Source organism: Deltaproteobacteria bacterium (genome assembly GCA_016178705.1).
GTDB lineage: Bacteria > Desulfobacterota > Binatia > HRBIN30 > JACQVA1 > JACOST01.
On sequence record JACOST010000014.1, the window covers coordinates 403,247 to 423,472 of the forward strand.

Consider the following 20,226-nt stretch of genomic DNA (forward strand, 5'->3'; position numbering starts at 1 on the left):
TCGATGACTCACGCGCTTCCGTCTTCCGTTGTCGATGCCGATGGGCATGTTCTCGAGCATCCCGATGGCATGCTGCGCTTCGCGCCGGCCAAATTTCGTGATCGCATTTGGCATATCGAGGTGCGCGCGGATGGCAGCGAGTGGCTGCACTTCAACGGCCACACGCGCGCCGCCGGCGGCCTCGCGCTCGCCGGCACGGCCGGCATGAGTATGGAAGACCGCAACCGCGCGCTGACCGGCAAGATGAAGTACAGCGAAGTACGTCCGGGGGCGTTTGCACCGGCGCCGCGCCTCCCCGACCTCGATCGCGACGGCATTACGCAATCGGTGCTGTACCCCACCCTGCTGCTGAGTCTGCCGTCGTTGCCGGACACGGAGTTCGCGGAGGTCCAGGCCAACGCTTACAACGAATGGCTGACCGAATTCTGCGCCTACGCACCGCAGCGGTTCTTCGGCGTCGCCGTGGTGCCGACCCAGGACATGGAACGGGCCGTCCGCACCATTCGGCGCGCGAAGGAGTTGGGGCATGTGGGCGTGTTCATCCGCCCGAACCCTGCCATTGATGGCCGCAAGCTCAACGATCCGCTCTACGATCCGTTGTGGCAGACCTGCCAAGAGTTGCAGATGCCGGTCGGCCTGCACCCGTTCCTCGCGCCGGATATGCCGGGCGCCTGCCGCGCGCTTGGCTACGCGGAGATGCGCGCCAAGGGCGTCGACTACGGCAAGAGCGGCAGCGCCGATCCGGTGCGCAACCTCGGCAACATCTTCTTCAGTCAGGCGCTCGCCAATCCGTTCGACATGATGGAGTGCGTCGCGCTGTTCTGCGCCGGCGGCATCCTCGAACGTTTTCCGCAGCTCACCGTGTTGTTCCTCGAGGCCAACGGCGGCTGGATCGTCTCGCTGCTCGAACGACTCGACCATCACTTCGAAATTTTCCGCTGGGACGTGCCGTGGCTGAAGATGAAGCCGTCGGAGTACTTCCGTCGCCAGTGCTACATTTCGTTTGATCCGGATGAAACGACGCTGCGCTTCACCGCCGAGCATCCGCTCGTCGGCGCGGAGCGCATCATCTGGGCGAGCGACTATCCGCACCCCGACGCGAAGTTTCCCGGCGTGGTCGACGAACTGCAGCAAGCCACGGCGGGCCTGACATCGACGCAGCGCGCGCAGATCTTCGGTCTCAACGCGCGCGCCCTGTACCACCTGCCAGGGTAGCGCGCGCTGATCCGCAGTGGCATCGGCCGCAACGGTGCATGCGCATCGGCGCGCACGCGACTGATTCTCCAATTCTTCGCTTGCATCGCCTCGGTGCGAACGGTAAAGCCTGGGCTCTCGCAGCCTCCCCTCGTTTCATGTCGAATCCGAAGCCGAATAGCGCGAAGCCGAAGAGCGAACACGTTCCCTTCGGAATCAAGCTGGCGTATGGCGCGCCCAACTTCGCCGGCGCCGCGATGCTGATTCCGATCCTCATCCACATGCCGAAGTTCTACGCCGATGTGGTGCTGGTGCCGCTCGGTTCGCTTGCCATCGCGATTGCCATCGCCCGCGCGCTCGATGCGCTGAGTGACCCGCTCTTCGGTTGGCTCTCCGATCGCAGCCAGACCCGCTTCGGTCGCCGCCGCCCGTACATGGCAATCATGGCGCCGCTATGCGCGGTCGCGTTCTGGTTGCTCTTCACGCCGCCCGAGACCCTGACGAAAAACTCCGCGGCGTTGTGGTTTGGGGTCACGTTCATCCTCTACTCGGTGTTCCACACCGCGTACGCGCTGCCACACTACGCGTTGGGCCCCGAATTGACGCTCGACTACCACGAGCGCTCGCGGCTCTTCGGCGTGCGCGAGGGCTTTACCATCCTCGGCACGATCATCGCGTCGGTAGCGCCCGGCATCTTGATTGCCCGCGGCATGAGCGAGCGGCACGCGTTCGGCCTGCTCGGTGTCGTATTCGCCGTCTTGCTGGTGGTGCTGGTTGGCATTCTGGTCGTCACCGTGCGCGAGCGGCCCGACTTCACCGCCCGCGAACCGAATCCGTTCGTGCCAGGTGTTCGACGGGCACTGCGCAATCGCCCCTTTCGCATTCTCTTGCTCACCTACGTGGTCGGCAGCATCACCGGCGCGATCCCGGGGACGCTCATGCCGTTTTTCAACGCTTACGTGATTCGGCCGGCCAATCCGGAGCGGTGGTTGGCGATCTTTCTTGCGGCATACTTCTTCACCGGCTTTCTCTGCTTACCGCTGTGGGTGATGTTGGCGCGCAAGTTCGGCAAGCGCGCGACCTGGCTGGCCAGCTTCGTGATGGGGACCACCGGTGGCGCGGCGATGTTCTTCCTCGGCGAAGGCGACACCATCCCGCTGCTGATTCTGATCTCGTGGTCGGGCTCGAGCTTCGGCGCGGGTCTCTTTCTCGGCCCCGCGATTCAGGCCGACGTGATCGACTACGACGAACTGCACACCGGCAAGCGGCGCGAAGCGCAGTACTCGGCCTTCTGGGCGATGCTGCCAAAATTCGTCGCCATCCCGAGCGCGGCGATTCCAATCGCGGTGCTCGGGTCGATCGGCTACGTGCCGAACGCGGTGCAAACGCCAGTCGTGGTGTTCGCGATCAAAGCGATCTTCGCGCTGACGCCGGCCGCGTGCTCCGTGCTGGCGTTCTTCATCGCGTGGCGCTTCCCGATCGACGAGAAGATGCACCGGGCGATTCTCGACGGCATCGCCAAGCACGCGCAGGGCGAGACCATCAACGATCCGCTCACCGGACAGAAATTGCCGCCGCCGCGCGGACGGGTGGTCGACGAAGACACGGGCTGGTTCCTCGACCACTTCTCGCCGCGCGAGTTGCACCGCTTCCTCGATCGCGGCCAGCGCGGCATCGTGTTCGACGCGTGGCGCGCCGCGCTCGGCGCGATCGTCATCTGTCTAGTCGCGCTCGCGCTGGTGGCCACGCAAATGACCAACCTCGACCGCGACCCCGGACCGGTGCCGACACTCGCCGTCGTCTCCGCTGGCTTTGCCTTCGCCGTGTTCGTCTTTCATCTGATGCGCGTGCAACCAGCGCGGCGACTGGCCGCCGGCGCGGTCCCGGCCGACATCGTTCGCGCCCATCTCAACGGGCATTGATCCGGCCTTCTCTGCGGAGATTCTTGCAAGCCGGGCCTCGGCCGTGCCAGACTAGTGGCCGATACGCGGCAAGGAGGATACCCATGGGATTCCATCATACGGCGTTCGCCACGCGTGATTTGCACGCCACCCACAAATTCTACACCGAAGCCATGGGCTTCGAACTCGTAAAGGTCGCGATCGGCGCCACCGATGCCGGCGGCTGGGCCAAGCATCTCTTCTATGAGACCGGCAAAGACGAGTACATCGCATTCTGGGATCTGCACGATGACACTTTGAAAGACTGGAGCCCGGCGATCTCGACGGGGCAGAATCTCCCGATCTGGGTGAATCATCTCGCCTTCCGCGCGACAGACCTCGGCGACATCGAAGCGCGCAAGCAGCGCTGGCTCGCGCACGGTCACACGGTGAGCGAGATCGATCACGGTTGGTGTACGTCGATCTACGCGGTCGATCCCAATGGCATCTTGGTCGAGTTCTGCACCACCACGCAGGCAATGACGGCGCAGGATCGTGAGGAAGCGCAGCGCTTGCTGAAGGACCCGCACCCGCCACTCGACGCGCCGCCGCCGGTCAAGATGTTCCATCCGCCCGCACCCGGCGCGGCGGCAGCCGGCTAACGCGCGCAAAGCAAACGAAGACGTTTCCCCGAGTAGCCGGCTCGAGTAGAAGCCGCAGGCTTCGTATCGAGGGCCAGCGTATCGAGGGGCTCTCTCCTATGCCCCGGCTCGCGCGAGCAGTTCGAAGGCATCCGCACGCAAGTACTGCTGGCGAATCTGTTCCGAAAGGAACTCTTCGCTCACCACGCCACAGTTGATGCATTCGCGCAGAAGCTGAAAGAAGAGCCTCTCCTGCCGTGGATCGGGATGTGGTTGGTAAACTTGCGGCGGGGCCGCGGGCGGGTTGATGAGTCGCCTCGCCAAAGCGCGCAACCGCACTCGCATGGCCGGCCGCCGCAGCCGCTGCGCGCCAATCCAGTCGAGCCCGTAGTCGATCGGCAACCCCGTTTTCCACGGCTGCGTTGACCGCTCGGTGTTGTGCAGAAGTTTGGTGGATGCCGTGAGCGTATCGAAGTGATTCCACTCCTCCGCCAACGCCCCGATGCTATCGGGCGGCTCGTGCATGAGAAACAGCCACGGATACGGATCCATCTCGCGGCGGAAGATCGCATCGATCCGTTCGTCCCAGCGCCAATGGGTCAGCTGGCCGCAATCCAACAGCATCACGCTCGAGGCGTAGTGCCAGCGGGCGCCGCCGTAGTGGCCGGGTCTGGTGCGGCAGACGATGGCTTTGCCGCACATATCGGACACCAGCAGCTCGGCCACATCGCCAAGGGCAAATGCGTCCGGATCGAGCACCAACGCGCGGCCGTGGAAACCGAGAATCTGCGGAACCATCATGCGCAGCAGACTGTGCGACTGCGCGTCGCGGTTGCGCCACGTCAACAGATGTCCATCGGCAACGAATCGCTCGCCCTCGCGGCGGTGGAGATGCGGCGTGTCTTCCAAACGCAGCAGCCGCACCTCGAACGATTCGGGATGACGCGATTGCGAGGTCAGCGAGTACGCGCCCACCGTGGCGGCGACGAGTTGGGGGGCGTTGGTGTGGATGAAGATGATCGGCTTCACGCGATCTCCGTACTGCAACTGCGGTGGATCATCAGGGGTCTGACAGCGTGACCGCGCGGTGAACAGATCGGCAGTACGTCAAGGGTGCTCGGCATCGCTGTCGACGCCGGCCACCCGTTTGCCCGGCCACCGATCGGCCGATAGCGCCGCGTCCATCGCCACAGATCGGATCGAAGGTCGAGAGGTGCCGCGATCATCGACGCGCGCTCTAGCACGGCACGCCGGCACGCGTCACTCGATCGCGAAGCTGGACCCTGCGGCTTGTACGAGTACCTGCAAAGGCGCTACGAGAAGTTGATGCTCACGCGCAGCGCGATCATTCTCGCCGCCGGGCTCGGCGCGCGGCTGCGCAGCATTCATGCGGATCAGCCCAAGGGCTTCATCGAGATCGGCGGCCAGAGCCTGATTGAGCGCTCGGTGAGGCTCCTGCGCAGGTGCGGTGTCGACCGCATCGTCATCGTCGCTGGATTTCAGGCCGAGGCCTACCATCGCTTCGCTGCCGGCCGCGGTATCCAGGTCGTCGAGAACTCGGCGTATGCGACCACCGGCACGATGGCCTCGCTGGCGCTCGCGCTCGATTCAATCGATGGGGACTTTCTCTTGCTCGAAAGCGATCTGTTCTACGAGCCGCGCGCGCTTGATGCGCTGCTCGCGCATCCCGCTCCCGACGTCATCTTGGCGTCCGGGTTCACGCAGGCGACCGACGAGGTCTGGGTCGATGCCGTTGACGGCACGCTGCACGGCGTCTCCAAAATTCGGTCCGAACTCAACTCGGTCATCGGCGAGTTCGTCTGCATCGCTCGCATCTCGCAGCCGCTCGCCGCACTCATGCGCAACGCGTTCGAAACTTTCGTTGCCACCCACGAGCACGGCCGCTTGGAATACGACACGACGCTGGTACCCCTCCTTCACCACCGCCCGGTTAAAGTCTGCCTGGTCCCTGATCTACTCTGGGGCGAGATCGACGACGAGTTCCAATACCGCCGCGTCCGCGACCACGTCTGGCCCGCGACGTTGGCGGCGAAGCGATAAGACGTGCAGCCGCGCGACCAGCCCGCCCATCCTCCGTTGCCGTGTGACACCCAAACGTAGTACGGGAAAGCATCGACACGGAGGCACCATGCACGAACTGCTCGGGCAGACGCTGATCGAACTGACCACCACGCTGCGCGCGCGCAAAGCATCGCCGGTTGAGCTGATGCAGGCGGTGCTCGCCCGCATCGATGCGACCAACAAGGATCTCAACGCTGTCGTCGTCATGCGCGATCGTGACGCGCTGCTGCGCGACGCCAAGGCCGCCGAGGAGCGCGTCGCGCGCGGCGAAGCGCGGCCGCTCGAAGGCATCCCGCTCGGCGTCAAAGACCTCGAAGACGCCGCCGGTCTGGTCACGTCGATGGGCTCGCTGCCGTATCGCGACAACCTCGCGAAGCACGACTCGACTCAGGTCGCGCGACTGAAGGCCGCGGGAGCCATCGTCGTCGGCAAGACCAACGCGCCCGAGTTCGGCTACACCGCCATCACCAAGAACCTCGTCTACGGTGTCACGCGCTCGCCGTGGAATTTGGAACGCACACCTGGCGGCTCCAGCGGCGGCTCCGCCGCGGCGATGGCGGCCAACGTGCTTCCGTTGGTAACTTCGAGCGACGGTGGCGGCTCGATCCGCATCCCCGCCAGCTTCACCGGCTGCTTCGGGTTGAAGACTTCCTTCGGCCGCATTCCGATGGGGCCGTTCCCCGAGTGGCGCTATCAAGACACGTCGGTGTTTGGTCCGACGACTAAGACCGTCGAAGATGGCGCGCTGTTCATGGACCAAGTCGTCGGCGCGTCAGCGTGCGATCCGAACAGCTTGCCGCATCCCGGGATCTCCTACCTCGACACCGTGCGCCAGCCGTTGCCGAAGAAACTCCGCATCGCCTACTCGCCCGACCTGAGCTACGCGGTCGTGCAGTCCGACGTTGCCGCCGCCGTCGAGGCGAACGTGAAAGTGTTCGAGCAACTCGGTCACCGCGTCGAACAAATCAAAGGTGGCCCACCGCAGCTCGGACGCGAGTGGGGACTGCTGGGTACCTTCGAGGCCGCCTCTCACTTGCATCACCTCTTGCCGGAGCAGGAAGACAAGTTCGGGCGCACGTTTCTCGCCGGCGTGAAGATGGGCTGGCAGATGACACCGGAAGTCTGGGGCAAGGCAGCGCAGTTGCGCATGCAGCTCAACAACTGGTGCGCCAAGATCTTCGATCACTTCGATCTGCTGGTAACCCCCACTGTCCCGTACGATGCCCCGCCGGCGGCCGGGCCGTTCCCCAACGAGACTGAAGGGCGCAAACAGATCCTCGCCGGGGTCGCCGCATTCACCATTCCGTTCAACCTGTCGTGGCATCCCGCCGCCACCGTACGCGTCGGCGTGTCGCGTACTAAGCTGCCGATGGGCATGCAGATCGTCGGTCCGCGCCACCGCGATGATCTCGTGCTGCAAGCCGCGCGCGCCTTCGAGCGCGAGCGCCCCTGGCATCCGCAGTGGCCAACGACGTGGTAGGAGCAAAGTCAATTTGCGAGCGATCTTCGTTCCTGGTGGAGGCAGCCGTCCCTGGCTGCCCTAGGGCCCGCAAAGCGACTCAGCATTCGTGAAGCAAGCGTAGGGTCCGCAGCGCGGACGATCCTAACGCACCGCAACCGCGCGACGGCGGCGCGGCAGAATCGCTGCATCAAACTGCCGGCTCGCATCGAGGCCGAAGATTCGCTCGCCGCACTTCGCGCAACGTTCGTGCGCAACGGCTTCGAACGTATGCCCTCGCCCGTTGACCCGAAGCGTCACGTTCTCGGTCACCGCGCGCACTTGGTGTGCGCCGCATGTCGGGCACGCTCCGCGCCCTCTACTCTGCGAGCTTCGAGGAGATGAAGACATAGAACACCTCTGTACCACTTTTGCGGCGGATGGTACCCTTCGTGTAGACCCACGTGCCATCGTACGTTGGACTCTCGATAACGTAGAGTCGTTCGCTTGGTGCCCAACGACGTGGCGAGCGTGAGCGAATGGCCTTCTTGATCGCACTCGCATTCAGAATCGACTCCAGCACATCCTCGACGCTGAGACCATCGCGCAGACGTTCCGCCTCAGCCTTGGCTGTAAACTCCACGCGACCGGCTACCACCAAGCGCTTGATGCGGACTAGTATGTCCACGCTCTCATCCTAGCCCGAACGTCACCGCGCGGGAAGCTGCGAGCATCCGGAATGCGAGACGGACGGCGGACGCATTTTTGGAGGGCGAAGCAATGTGTTAACAATGCCGGCATGCCTCGAACACCTTCGTGCCCGGAGAGCTGGGCCACTCGCATGCAGGTCGGGACGCAATCATGAAGCGTGTTGCGGTGATCGAAGGCGACGGTGCCGCGCCCGAGGCGGTGCGGCCCAGTCTCACCCTGATCGACAAACTTGGGATCGACCTCGAATGGGTCTACCCGCCAGTCGGCGATACCGGCATGGCGGCGCACGGTTCGGCGTTTCCGCCCGCGGCGCGGGCGATCATCGACACTGCCGACGCCACGCTCTTCGGCGCCACCAGCGGGGCGAGCGCGGCGGCGCTGTTCTATCTGCGTTGGGGTAAACAGACGTACGCCAACGTGCGGCCGATCCGCTACTGCGTCGGCTTCGAGAGTCCGTTGGCGCGGCCGGCGGGGATCGACTTCGTCATCGTGCGCGAGAATCTCGAAGACCTCTACGTCGGCGTCGAGGGCGACGTGACGGATCTCGCGCCGCTGAAGCTGCAGAGCGTCACCTCACGCCGCGCGGTGACCGAGATGGCCCCAGGGGCGTTCGCGCTGAAAGTCATCACCGAGCGCGGCAGCGAGCGAGTGGCGCGTTTCGCCTGCGAGCTGGCGCGGCGGCGCAAGAGCCTCGGCCGTCCCGGCCGCGTCACCTGCGCCACCAAGCACAACATGCTGCCGCGCAGCGACGGCTTGTTTCGCGCCGTGGCTGAACGCGTCGCCAAGCAGTATCCCGACATCGAGTTCGAGAGCTACATCGTCGACGACTTCGCGCGCCGGCTGGTGGCCGAGCCGACCGCGCTCGATGTGGTGCTGCTGCCGAATCTGTACGGCGACGTGCTGTCCGACGCCGCGGCCGGCCTGATCGGCGGCCTCGGCCTGGCGCCGAGCGCTTGCTACGGGGATACATACGCCTACTTCGAGCCGGCGCACGGCACCGCTCCCGACCTCGCCGGCCAGAACGCGATCAATCCGACCGCGACACTGCTGTCGGCATCGATGATGCTCGGCTACCTGGGCTACGGCGACGCCGCGCGCCGCTTGATAGTGGCGATCGAACAACTCTATGCCGAGCGACAGATCCGGACGCGCGATCAAGGCGGCACCGCCACCACCACCGAGTTCTGCGACGCACTGGCGGAGAAGTTGGTGCACTGAAGCGGCGCCCGCAGAGGCTTCCGTCAACACGGCGCTTCTGCCAAGCTGGCGCGCACCACTGACTGAAGGAGATGTCCATGCAAGAGGTCTACATCATCGAAGCCGCGCGCAGCGCGATCGGGAAACGCAAGGGCGGATTCGCTGGGTTGCATCCGGCGGACTTACTCGGTGCCGTGCAGCGCGCTTGTGTCGAACGCGCCAAGATCGATCCCAAAGAAGTCGGCCAACTCGTCGGTGGCTGTGTGTCGCAAGTCGGCGAGCAGTCGTTCAATATCGCGCGCGTCGCCTGGCTGTCGCAAGGTTTCCCGATGGAGATCGCCGCCACCACCGTCGACAGTCAGTGCGGATCGAGCCAGCAGGCGACTAGCCTCGCCGCCGGGATGATCGGCGCCGGCATCGAAGACGTCGTGCTCGCCTGCGGCGTTGAGATGATGACCCGCGTGCCGCTCGGCTCCAACATGACCAAAGGCGGATCGCCGCTGCCGCCGAGCTACGCGACGCACTACGCGTACGCGTCGCAGTTCAAAGGCGCCGAGATGATCGCCAAGGAGTACGGCATCACCCGAGAAGACACCGACCGCTTCGGCCTGCGCAGCCAGACGCTCGCCAATCAGGCGTGGATGGAAGGGCGGTTCGATCGCGAGATCGCGCCGATCGAAGCGCCCGTGCTCGACGAGAGCGGCAACCCGACCGGCGAGACGCGCGTGGTCAAGCGCGACGAAGGCTTGCGCCAAACCTCGATGGAGAAGTTGGCGGCGCTGAATGCGGTCGAGGCCGGCGGTATTCACACGGCGGGCACGTCGTCGCAAGTCTCCGACGGCGCCGCCGCGGTATTGTTGGCATCGCCCGCGGCGGCGAAGCGGCTCGGACTCAAACCACGCGCGCGCATCCTGACCACGACGCTGGTTGGCGTCGATCCGGTCACCATGTTGAAGGGACCGATCCCGGCGACGCGCAAAGTGTTGAAGCAGACAGGATTGTCGATGCACGACATCGATACGTTCGAAGTGAACGAAGCGTTCGCCTCGGTCGTGCTGGCGTGGATGAAGGAGGTCGAGCCGAATCCGGAGCGCGTGAACCCGAGCGGCGGCGCGATCGCGCTCGGCCATCCCACCGGCAGCACCGGCGCGCGGCTGATCACCACCGCCTTGCACGAACTGGAACGCACTAATCGACGCTACGCGCTGATCGCGATGTGCTGCGGCGGCGGTTTGGGAACGGGTACGATCATCGAGCGAATGTAGTCCGTCTGACGGGCGCACAGCCGTGCGCCCCTACAGCGACGGCGCCGATACCGTAGGGGCGCACGGCTGTGCGCCCTTTTCCCCGATCACCGATTGCAACGCCGCCTCATTCCTTTCGCTCGCTCTGCAACAGACTGCTGACCCACTGCGTCGCCTGCGTGCCCCAGTGGATTACCGAGTCGGCAACGCCGGGCATCAATGCGGCCAGTTTCTCCAACGTCGCCGCGCCCGGCGGCACGGAAACTTCCACCAAGCGGAAGCGCGCGGCGGCAAAAATCGCCCACACCACCCATGCCGGCGGCATGTTGAGGGCAGTCGGCCACATGTTACTGAGTTGCGCGTCCTCAGCGAAACCGTGCGCCATCGGCGTGTCGATGACTCCGGGCATCACGAGAGCGACATGCACGTTGCTGCCGCGCAGTTCGGTCCGTAACGCCTCGGTGAGCCCGACCAGCGCGAACTTGCTCGCGCAGTAGCCGCCCAGCGGTGTCACGCCGCGGCGGCCGGCGAGCGAAGCGACATTGACGATGCAACCGTCGCCTTGGCGCTGCATCACCTTCACCGCCTCCTGCATCACGGCGAGTGCGCCGAAGAGATTTACCTTCAGCATCGCGGCGAGATCCGCCGCTTTCAAATCCACCACCGGCGACGCGATCAACACTCCCGCGTTGTTGACGACGACATCGATGCGCTTGAAGCGCCCCAGTACGGTCTTGATGCACGCACGCACAGCGCTGGGCTTGGTAACGTCGGCCGGCGCTACGAGCGCCTTGCCGCCTCTAGCAACGATCGCGCGCTGGACTTCCTCGAGCGCCTCGCGCCGCCGCGCCACCAGCGCCACGTGCGCACCGCCGGCGCCAAACGCCAACGCGGTCTCGCGCCCGATCCCACTCGACGCACCCGTCACCAGCACTACCTTGTCGCGGAAGTCGTCGAACATCGCCATATGGTTTCCCTTCGTGTGGTGACCATCGCTCAGAGCGCGGTCGCGGGTCAACCGCGTCTCTTTCCGCGAAGACGCGGGCGGGCCGCCCGCGCTATCCGGATTCGTTTGAATTCCACATCCGCGGTAGGGCGGGCGGCCCGCCCGCCTCCTTCTTTCGATGACGGCACCTGAGTGCTCGATGACGCTTGCGCCGTCGCAATCGAATCGCCATGCTGCCGCCAGCGTCGGACTCGGCAATGGCAGCACTCAAAGAGCGCAAGACCAGCAACACCCTCACGCGCGGGCGCGCCAAGCGTGTGCTCAAGGTCGGCGAAATGGCGACCTCGGTTGGCTCGTCATACATGCTCGAAGCGCTCAAGTGGCCGTTCCGTTCGGCCGACAAGCGGCAGCAAGGCATGCTCGATACGCACATCAAAAGCGCGGTCAAGGTCGTCGAGGGTTCCAAGGAACTCAAGGGCGCGTTCATGAAGCTGGTGCAGATGTTGTCGATGCGCGACGACATCCTGCCGCCGCAAGCGCTCGAAGTGTTGTCGGTGGTGCAGTCGCGCGTGCCGCCGATGGACTACGCGCTGATTCGCGAGCAGGTGAAGCGCGAACTGGGAAGGCCGCCGGAGAAAGTGTTCGCGCACTTCGAGGAGCAGGCGTTCGCCGCCGCGTCGCTGGGGCAGGTGCACGCCGCGCGCTTGCCCAACGGCGAAGATGTCGTGGTCAAGGTGCAGTACCCCGGCGTCGAGGCGACCGTGAACGAGGATCTGCAGAACATCAAGGCGCTGCTCAAGACCTTCGCGCTGCTCGGCCGCGATGTCATGCGCCAGAAGATCGATCCCTCTGAAGTCTACCAGGAACTCGAAGAGCGGCTGCACGAGGAACTCGACTACATCAACGAAGCGAAGAACATCGCGCTGTTCCAGCGGATGTTCCGCGACGACGATGAGATCATCATCCCGCAGGTCTATCCCGACTTCTCGTCGCGACGCGTGCTGACGATGAGCCGCATCGAAGGCTACCCATTTGCCGACATCCTCGGTCCCGGCGTCGAACAATCGCTCAAGGATTGGGTGGCGCTGAAATACTTCCGCACCATGTGGCGGCAGGTGTTCGAGTTCGGCATGCTGCACACCGATCCGCACCCGGGCAACTACCTCGTCACCTTCCATCCGAAGCTGGCAATCCTCGACTTCGGCTCGATCCGCATCTTTCCTGAACCGATCCGCAAGGGTTATCACGACCTGGCGCGCGCGATTCTCGCCCGCGACGAAGCCGCCATGGCGAACTGCTTCGTGCGCCTCGGCTTCCTCGATAAGGGCGACGACCCCAAGCCGATGGTGCGCATCATGTACATCGTCTTCGAGCCGGTGATGATCGATCGCCCGTACGATCCGCGGACCTTCAACTCCGTCGAGAAGGGCATGGAGATCGCCAGCATCGGTTTCGAAGCGCGCATCTTCAAAGCCCCGGGCCATCGCGTCTTCCTTGATCGCGCCTTGATGGGCCTCGACGCCTACTTGAAACAGTTCGGCACTGTCACCAACTGGCACCGCGAGTTCAAGGGGTGTGTCGACCGCGTCAAAGAGTAGCCAATGCGGAATGTGGAATTCGGAATGCGGAATAGAGGAGTGAGCCGACATGAGCCAAAGCCGTGAGCCTGATCATTCCGCACTCCGCACTCCGCATTCCGAATTGGAGTGGTGGCGTACCGCCGTCTTCTACGAGATCTACGTCCGCAGCTTTCAGGATAGCAACGGCGACGGCATTGGCGACCTCGCTGGTATCACGCAGCGGCTCGACTATCTCAACGACGGCACGCCGCACTCGCTCGGCGTCGACGCGTTGTGGCTGACGCCGATCAACCCATCGCCGATGTTCGACTTCGGCTACGACGTCAGCGACTACTGCGCCGTCGATCCGGTGTTCGGCACGCTCGGCGATCTCGACACGCTGATCGCGGCAGCGCACCAGCGCAACATTCGCGTCATCCTCGACCTCGTTCCCAACCACACCTCGCACTTGCATGCCTGGTTCCGCGAGTCGCGTAGCTCGCGCACCAACCCGAAGCGCGAGTGGTACATCTGGCGCGATGCGGCGCCCGACGGCGGGCCGCCGAACAACTGGGTCAGCGTGTTCGGCGGACCGGCGTGGGAACTCGACGAGACCACCGGGCAATATTACCTGCACTCGTTCCTCGTCGAGCAGCCGGATCTCAACTATCGCAACCCGGCGGTACGTGACGCCATCGAGAACGTCATCAAATTCTGGCTCGATCGCGGCGTCGACGGGTTTCGCGTCGACGTGATTCACAAGATGGTGAAGGATGCGACGCTGCGCTCGAATCCGAAGCCTGAGCCGGATCAAGAGCATCCGATCATTCACTACGGCGGCCAGGTGCACCGGTACGACGAGGATCAACCCGAGGTGCACGACATCATTCAGAGCTGGCGCCGCATCCTCGACCGCTACGGCCACCGCGCGATGGTCGGCGAGGTGGGGCTATACGATCCGGTCCGCATCGCCGCTTATCAGGGCAACGGACACGACGAGCTTCCGCTCGGGTTCAACTTCCGCTTTCTGTGGACGCCGTGGGACGCGGCCAGCTTTCGCGAACGCATCGACGAAATCGAGCGCGTGTGGCCGGCGGCCGCGCAGCCAACCTACACGCTCTCGAACCACGATGTACCCCGGCATCGTTCACGCTTCGACGATCCCATCGCCGGTGAGGCGCGCGCCAAGGTTGCCGCGCTGATGTTGCTGACCCTGCGCGGCACGCCGTTCATGTACTACGGTGAGGAACTCGGCATGCGCGACGGCGTCATCCCGCTCGAACGCGTCTGCGATCCGGTCGGCAAACGCTTCCCAGCGGTTGGTCGCGATCCCTGCCGCACTCCGATGCACTGGGACCGTTCGCAGCGGGCGGGATTTACCACCGCGAGCGATGCGTGGCTGCCGCTGGCAGCGGAACACGATCAGCTCAACGTCGCGGTCGAAGGCAACGATCCGCGGTCCGTGATGAGTTTCTATCGTCGGCTCATTTGGTATCGCAAGCGCACTCCAGCCCTGACGCACGGCAGCTACCGCGCGCTCGACAGCGCGAACGACACCTTCGTTTACCTGCGCGAGCACGCCGGCGAGCGGCGACTGATCGCGCTGAATTTCGCGTCCGACGCGCGCACGGTTACGTTGCCGTTTGCCTCAGGTAGGATTGAGCTGTCCACCGATCCCGCTCGTTCGCTGGGCATGGCGGCGCTCGCGTCTCTCACCCTCGCGGCGAGTGAAGGCGTGCTCGTTGCGTTGTGAGCCGGGCGCCCTCGATCTTCGAGCCTACATGAGGTCTGCCATCACCGCTTCGGCGATGAACTCGATCTGCTTAAGGTCGCGCGCGTTGGGCAAGGCGAGGATGAACAGCGACACGCCACGGCGAATGTAGTCGCGGAAGCGCGGCACGACGATGTCGGGTGTGCCTTGCACCAAGGCGTTGCCCTGCGCCCACAGCAGGCCGCGCTGCTTGGCGCCTTCGAGTTGATCGCGCACTTCCTTTTCCCACGCGGCGGTGATCGTTGGGACGAGTAACGACTGTTGCAGCGTCGCGGGATCACGGCCGACCGTTGCGCAGTGATCCTTGAGCACCGCGAGCTTGCGTTCGTACTCGGGAAGCGGGCCGGGAAAGTAGTTCCAAATGTCGGCATGGCGCGCGACCGCGCGCAGCAGCAACTTCTCGCCACCACCGCCGATGGTGATAGGCGGGCGCGGCTGCTGCATCGGCTTCGGCTCACAGATGGCGTCGCTGATCCGGTAGTGCTTGCCTTCAAAGGTGGCGGGACCGCCTTGCCACAAGCGCGTGATGATCGTTAGCGCCTCCTCCATCATCGCGATCCGCGTCGCGACCGGCGGGAAGTCGTAACCGTAACCGCGGTACTCCCCTTCGTGCCAGCCGGCGCCGTAGCCGAACTCGATCCGTCCGCCGCTGAGCGCATCGAGCGTCGCCGTCATCTTCGCCGTCAGTGCCGGATTGCGGTAGCCGTCGCACAGCACCAGCGCGCCGATGCGAATCGTTTGCGTCCACGCCGCAAGCAGGCTCATCGTCGTGAAGGCTTCCAGCACCACGCGATTGCCCGGCGTTGGGTAGTTGAAAAGATGATCGTACACCCACAGCGAATGATAGCCGCAGCGCTCGGCGGTCTGCGCGATCTCGCGCAGCAGTCCGGCGTCGGCGATTTCCTGGGGCACGAACAATCCGAAGCGCACTGGGGTAGTCATGCAGCGGGTCCCCCTCCTTCTTGATGTTGGTGGCACCGGCTTCCAGCCGGTGCATCACAGGCAAGATGCCTGTGCCACCCCAGTGGGTGCAAGCTGGCCGCGCAAGCGGCCGTCTTGAACCAACTAACCGTGCATGTCATAGCCGCAGCATGCCTCGGCTCACGCCAGTGATGATCGCGCTTGCCCTGGTGCTCGCTGCAACGTTCTCATACGCGGGGGACGTCCCGCCCCGACCGAGCGCGGGATGCACTGCGACGACGATCGAGACCGGCGAACACTTGGAGCGCACCATCGAGATCGACGGCGTCAAGCGCGCGTACATTCTCGACGTGCCGGCGCGCGTTCAGGCGCACGTCCCAACGCCGCTGCTGCTCGACTTCCACGGCCTCGGCCACAGTGGCGGTGGCGTGTGGAGTGTGTCCGGCTTCCGCGACATCGCCCAGCGGGAGGGGTTCATCACGGTCTATCCCGACGGCTTGCCAGTCGTGCTCCAACGCGGGGAGCAAAAGTTCGAGGGGAACGGTTGGGAGATTCGTTCGATCGACGGCAATCGCGATCTGAAATTCACCACACGTTTGCTCGACCAGCTCGAACAGACCTACTGCATCGATCGCGCTCGTGTGTTCAGCACCGGTTTTTCCAACGGCGCATACTTCAGCCACCTGCTCGGCTGCGTGATGAGTGATCGTATCGCCGCGATCGCGCCGGTGAGTGGCGGGCGCATTCCAATCGAGTGCAAGCCGCCGCGCGGGGTGCCGGTGCTCATTCATCATGGACGGCAAGACGAGCGCATTCCGCTCGCCGACGCGCACCAGGCGCGTGATGCCTGGATCGCTGTGAATCAATGCCGCGACCACTCCAGCAACGGCTGCGAGTGGCATCGCGAGTGCCGCGACGGTGCGGTGGTCGAGTACTGCGAAGGTGACTTCATGCACCGTTGGCCGACGGAGGCGACGGCGCGAATTTGGGAGTTCTTCAAACAGCATCCGATGGGACGGTAGACAGTAGGCAGAGGGCAGTAGGCAGTTACGGAGGTGCACAATGCCACGGGCAATTTGGAACGGTGCAGTGCTCGCCGAGAGTGATCGCTGCGTGGTCGTCGAAGGCAATCAGTACTTTCCGATCGACGCGGTGAATCCCGCCTATCTCAAGCCGAGTGAAACCCACACCGTGTGCAGTTGGAAGGGGACGGCGAGTTACTACGATGTCGTCGTCAACGACCAGACCAACAAGGACGCGGCGTGGTTCTACCCGATCCCGAAGGACGCAGCCCAGCAGATCACCGGCTACGTCGCCTTCTGGCGTGGGGTGCAAGTCGAGGCCTGACGCTTCGGCGTCTACGACACGCCGGCTGCCAGCGCGGCGCGGATCTCGGCGTGTTCGGATTCGTTGAGACGAAAGCGGCTGCCGATGACGGCCGCGATGGCGTAGAACACCAGCGGGAAGATCGCCATCAACACCCGCAGCGCCAGCTTGGTCGTCTCGGTCTGCTCGGCGTTGGGGCGAAAGCCCGAGGCTTGCAACACAAACCCGGTGAGGACGACGGCGACCGCCATGGCGCCTTTCGCCGCCAGATTCCACGCGGCAAAGTACGCGCCCTCCTTGCGTTGCCCCGTCCGATATTCGTCGTAGTCGATCACATCGGCTTGCAACGAGGGTGCGATCGTCCGGCCACAGCCGTCGGCGACACCGACGACGGTGACGACGGCGATGATTTGCAGCCAATCTCCTTCGCCGAGGAAGAAACACGAACCGAAGGCGAGCCCCTTCACCACCATCGACGCCACCCACGCGTTGCGTTTGCCGAACCGACGCGAGAGCGGAATCCAGACCGGGATCGAGACGGCGAACGGCAAGAGATAGCCGAGCAAGTAGTACGACGTGTAGCCGGGGGTGTGCAGGATGTACTCGGAGACGTAGGGAATCAGCGTTGACAGCGAAGCGACGCCGAGGAGCTCGATGAAGAACGTCGCCAACAGCAGCCGCGCGTGTGGGTTGCGCCAGACGTCGGCGAACGCGGTGTAGGGATTGGTGCTGCCGCGCCCTTGATACTCTGCGCGTTCCCGTTGCTGTGCGATCGAGAACAGGATCAGCCCGGCGGTCACCACCGCAGCGATGAGGCTGAGACGATAGGCCATCGCGCGTGGTGCGCTCGACCGTTCCAAGAGAAAGATCCCGACCAGCGCGAGAAACACTCCCCCGGTGTCTGCGATCAGCCGCGCCGCGAAGACCCGCGTGCGCTCGTGATAGACGACGGTGAGTTCGGCCCCGAGCGAACTGTGCGGCACATTGAAGATGGTCTGCGCCGAGTAGAACAAGATGACGCCGGCGGCCATCCACAGCGTGAGCGCGGTTCCGCTCAGGCCATCCGGCGGACTCCACAATGCGAGAAACACCACGCTGATCGGCACCACCGATGCGAGCAGCCACGGGCGGCGGCGCCCGAGCCGCGTGACCGTGCGATCGCTGAGATAACCTGCGGGCAAATCGAAGAACGCGTCCCACAGCCTGGAAATGCCGAAGATCAATCCCATCGTCGCCGGCGCGACCAGCAATACATCGGTGGAGAACTTCAGCAGGTAGAAGTTCACCAGACCGAACATGTAACCGATGCCCAGCATCGGCAGGCTGTAAACCGCGATGCTGCGCAACGGCAGTCGTTCGTCCCCCATAACCTGGATCGCTTTGGTACCTGGATCGCTTTGGTCCGCGCTTTACCTCACCGCAACCGAGAACACCAGAAAGTGTTGCCGCGGCAAGAAGGAAAACTCGTGTTCGAGGTGATACCCGGCCGCCTCCATCTCGCGCCGGATCGTTTCGCTCGGGGTGTAGTGCCCGAACCATTTTGAGAACCAACTCTTGCCCGCCAACTCGACAACCGCCACGCGCCCATCGCGATGAAGGTACTTGCGCGCATTGGCGAAGTAGGCGACGCGATTCTCGATGTGGTGATACGTATTCGACGTGAAGATGAGGTCGACCCCCGCCGCCGGCAGCAGCGGATCGCCAACGCGCGCGAGAATCACGTCGACATTGGCCAGTCCCTCGTCGCGCGCCCGTGCTGCAACGTAGTCGGTCATGTCCTGATCGATGTCGACGGCGTACACTTTGCCGCTCGACCCGACCACCTGCGCGAAGCGGAAGGTAAAGTAGCCGCCGCCGGAGCCGATGTCCGCGATCTGCTCGCCCGGGTGGATAGCGAGGGCGGCAATGACCTCATCCGGCTTTTGCCACGCATCGCGTCCGAATCCTTCGTAGGCAAACCGCTTCCAACTCGCGCACCCGGCAGTGCACCACATCACGATAAGTACGGTCGTGGCCGGCAACATGGATGTGAGTCGATGCATGGCAAATCCCTCCTCTCGGCCGGCATTGAGCAGGAGGTGTGCCGCGCTGCGAGCTCTCGCTCCCTCTCGAACGCAAGCCACGAGACGGAGTCAGCCACCCGCGTGCGACTGCGGTCGCCGCATGACGACGACGGCGGTAAGCGCGTCAATGGGTTTGCGCACAAACCCCAGCGGGCGCCCTTCGGAAACGCCGCCAAAATAGGGCGACTCCTCAGGGCGAGCGGGTGGGTCTTGTTTCTTCAACATAATTTCATCCGCTCACGCTGAGGAGGCCCATCTTCTCCGCGCCGTCTCGAAGGGTGCGGGTTGATGAGGATCTATGTACAAACCCGCAGCGAGCCCGCGTCAGCGGACGGCGGCCAGCATCCACTGTTGCGTGGTCGGCGAGCGGTTACCCACGAGGATACCGTCGGGATGGGCTTCGCGAGCCGGTTGGATGCGCAGCAACCGTCGCACGTCTTCAAGCGGCTGCGCCAGCAATCGTTCGTACGGCACGAGCATCAGCGGTACCGCGTGCCGTCCACGGCGCCAGGCGCGGAACAGGTAGCGCGGCCACGAGCCGCGCAGATCGTTGGGGCCAATGACTGCGCTCGCACCGAGGATCAACGCGATCCCGAGGCTGGGGACCTGACCGAGGTTGAACGCGAGAAGCGCCGCCTCGCCGGCTTCGTCCATTCCGTAACCGGTCAGCACGTGCCAGAGATCGTGCATGTCGCGACCACGTTGCGCGAAGAAGTCATGGTCGGCGTCGGGGGCGGGGCGCAGCCCGTGTCGTTGTACTACGATCGCTTCAGCCTCGGCCAAGCCGTCAGCGCGCAGGTTGGCGGCTTGCATGAAGTCCACATACGCGCGCCCGAACGAACCAGCGGGCAACTCCTGCAGCGCGTCTCGATTCATCAGCGTAGCGAGCAGCGAAGGACGCTCAGCCAACAATCGGCGCCCTTCCGGGTCGGCGTGAAACTTCTGGAAAACGCGCTCGAAGCTGCCGCCGGCCAACGCGTCGATGACTTCGATGGCCAGATCGGTGCGTCCGGAATCGGCAATCAGGCCGCGCAAGGCGCGCCACGCGCGGCGCCATTCCAATCTCCCGAGATCGGCAGATCCGTGATCCATGCTGACACCTCCTGCCCCGATCATTCCGCACGCTCTGTGCCACCGCGTGTCGCCACGGCAGCAATCCGTCCCGACGCTTTGGGTGCGTAAACGAGACTGCACGGTTGCATAACGCAGAAGGCGACGCGCCACGTCGGGTGTCGGCGGAGGAGACCGCAGCC

At 64.4% G+C, this 20,226-nt stretch carries 19 protein-coding genes; 11 read left to right on the top strand and 8 right to left on the bottom strand.

The window, feature by feature from the left end:
* Positions 1-3 precede the first annotated feature (3 nt).
* The 3 genes from HYR72_09850 (at position 4) to HYR72_09860 (ending at position 3,736) form a co-directional block, all read left to right on the top strand.
* Positions 4-1,215 carry an amidohydrolase gene (locus HYR72_09850; GenBank protein ID MBI1815269.1) on the top strand — a complete coding sequence of 404 codons (1,212 nt, stop codon included), beginning with the start codon at positions 4-6 and terminating at the stop codon, positions 1,213-1,215.
* Between the two features lie 137 nt (positions 1,216-1,352).
* Positions 1,353-3,116 carry an MFS transporter gene (locus HYR72_09855; protein MBI1815270.1) on the top strand — a complete coding sequence of 588 codons (1,764 nt, stop codon included), beginning with the start codon at positions 1,353-1,355 and terminating at the stop codon, positions 3,114-3,116.
* An 83-nt stretch (positions 3,117-3,199) separates the two neighbouring features.
* Positions 3,200-3,736 (top strand): VOC family protein, encoded by a 537-nt coding sequence (locus tag HYR72_09860; protein ID MBI1815271.1) that lies wholly within the window; start codon positions 3,200-3,202, stop codon positions 3,734-3,736.
* Between the two features lie 96 nt (positions 3,737-3,832).
* Here HYR72_09860 and HYR72_09865 read toward each other — a convergent pair whose 3' ends face one another.
* Positions 3,833-4,744 carry a hypothetical protein gene (locus tag HYR72_09865; GenBank protein MBI1815272.1) on the bottom strand — a complete coding sequence of 304 codons (912 nt, stop codon included), beginning with the start codon at positions 4,742-4,744 and terminating at the stop codon, positions 3,833-3,835.
* 297 nt (positions 4,745-5,041) lie between these two features.
* Between HYR72_09865 and HYR72_09870 the strand changes: the two genes are divergently transcribed.
* Together HYR72_09870 and HYR72_09875 are read left to right on the top strand one after the other, a co-directional pair.
* Complete coding sequence (locus tag HYR72_09870) at positions 5,042-5,776, top strand: phosphocholine cytidylyltransferase family protein (GenBank protein MBI1815273.1); 735 nt, start codon at positions 5,042-5,044, stop codon at positions 5,774-5,776.
* A gap of 88 nt (positions 5,777-5,864) precedes the next feature.
* Positions 5,865-7,277 carry an amidase gene (locus HYR72_09875; protein MBI1815274.1) on the top strand — a complete coding sequence of 471 codons (1,413 nt, stop codon included), beginning with the start codon at positions 5,865-5,867 and terminating at the stop codon, positions 7,275-7,277.
* Between the two features lie 123 nt (positions 7,278-7,400).
* Here the strand turns inward: HYR72_09875 and HYR72_09880 are convergent, their stop codons facing one another.
* Together HYR72_09880 and HYR72_09885 are read right to left on the bottom strand one after the other, a co-directional pair.
* The gene (locus HYR72_09880) at positions 7,401-7,577 is read right to left on the bottom strand and encodes a hypothetical protein (GenBank protein MBI1815275.1); all 177 of its coding nucleotides are present in this window, start codon (positions 7,575-7,577) and stop codon (positions 7,401-7,403) included.
* Positions 7,578-7,614: 37 nt separating this feature from the next.
* On the bottom strand, positions 7,615-7,923 hold the full coding sequence (locus HYR72_09885; GenBank protein ID MBI1815276.1) for a hypothetical protein: 309 nt from the start codon (positions 7,921-7,923) through the stop codon (positions 7,615-7,617).
* Positions 7,924-8,096: 173 nt separating this feature from the next.
* Here HYR72_09885 and HYR72_09890 point away from each other — a divergent pair, with 173 nt between their 5' ends.
* Both HYR72_09890 and HYR72_09895 read left to right on the top strand, forming a co-directional pair.
* A complete protein-coding gene (locus HYR72_09890) occupies positions 8,097-9,164 on the top strand; it encodes an isocitrate/isopropylmalate dehydrogenase family protein (GenBank protein MBI1815277.1) in 1,068 nt (355 codons plus the stop codon).
* Positions 9,165-9,241: 77 nt separating this feature from the next.
* The gene (locus HYR72_09895) at positions 9,242-10,408 is read left to right on the top strand and encodes a steroid 3-ketoacyl-CoA thiolase (GenBank protein ID MBI1815278.1); all 1,167 of its coding nucleotides are present in this window, start codon (positions 9,242-9,244) and stop codon (positions 10,406-10,408) included.
* A gap of 106 nt (positions 10,409-10,514) precedes the next feature.
* Here the strand turns inward: HYR72_09895 and HYR72_09900 are convergent, their stop codons facing one another.
* Positions 10,515-11,354 carry an SDR family oxidoreductase gene (locus tag HYR72_09900; protein ID MBI1815279.1) on the bottom strand — a complete coding sequence of 280 codons (840 nt, stop codon included), beginning with the start codon at positions 11,352-11,354 and terminating at the stop codon, positions 10,515-10,517.
* 236 nt (positions 11,355-11,590) lie between these two features.
* Here HYR72_09900 and HYR72_09905 point away from each other — a divergent pair, with 236 nt between their 5' ends.
* Positions 11,591-12,931, top strand: a complete 1,341-nt coding sequence (locus HYR72_09905; GenBank protein ID MBI1815280.1) for an AarF/ABC1/UbiB kinase family protein — start codon at positions 11,591-11,593, stop codon at positions 12,929-12,931.
* Between the two features lie 49 nt (positions 12,932-12,980).
* The gene (locus HYR72_09910) at positions 12,981-14,645 is read left to right on the top strand and encodes a DUF3459 domain-containing protein (protein ID MBI1815281.1); all 1,665 of its coding nucleotides are present in this window, start codon (positions 12,981-12,983) and stop codon (positions 14,643-14,645) included.
* 24 nt (positions 14,646-14,669) lie between these two features.
* On the opposite strand, the gene HYR72_09915 is transcribed toward HYR72_09910, so the two are convergent.
* On the bottom strand, positions 14,670-15,605 hold the full coding sequence (locus HYR72_09915; GenBank protein MBI1815282.1) for a TIGR03560 family F420-dependent LLM class oxidoreductase: 936 nt from the start codon (positions 15,603-15,605) through the stop codon (positions 14,670-14,672).
* A gap of 149 nt (positions 15,606-15,754) precedes the next feature.
* On the opposite strand from HYR72_09915, the gene HYR72_09920 reads away from it, so the two are divergent.
* On the top strand, positions 15,755-16,606 hold the full coding sequence (locus HYR72_09920) for a hypothetical protein (GenBank protein MBI1815283.1): 852 nt from the start codon (positions 15,755-15,757) through the stop codon (positions 16,604-16,606).
* 40 nt (positions 16,607-16,646) lie between these two features.
* Positions 16,647-16,931: a DUF427 domain-containing protein gene (locus HYR72_09925; GenBank protein ID MBI1815284.1), complete on the top strand. Its 285-nt coding sequence runs from the start codon at positions 16,647-16,649 to the stop codon at positions 16,929-16,931.
* Positions 16,932-16,942: 11 nt separating this feature from the next.
* Here the strand turns inward: HYR72_09925 and HYR72_09930 are convergent, their stop codons facing one another.
* From HYR72_09930 to HYR72_09940, 3 genes are all read right to left on the bottom strand, one after another.
* Entirely contained in the window at positions 16,943-18,277 is a 1,335-nt protein-coding gene (locus HYR72_09930) for an MFS transporter (protein ID MBI1815285.1), read from the bottom strand.
* A 42-nt stretch (positions 18,278-18,319) separates the two neighbouring features.
* Positions 18,320-18,952 (bottom strand): class I SAM-dependent methyltransferase, encoded by a 633-nt coding sequence (locus HYR72_09935; protein ID MBI1815286.1) that lies wholly within the window; start codon positions 18,950-18,952, stop codon positions 18,320-18,322.
* 345 nt (positions 18,953-19,297) lie between these two features.
* A complete protein-coding gene (locus HYR72_09940) occupies positions 19,298-20,065 on the bottom strand; it encodes a hypothetical protein (GenBank protein ID MBI1815287.1) in 768 nt (255 codons plus the stop codon).
* Positions 20,066-20,226 lie beyond the last annotated feature (161 nt).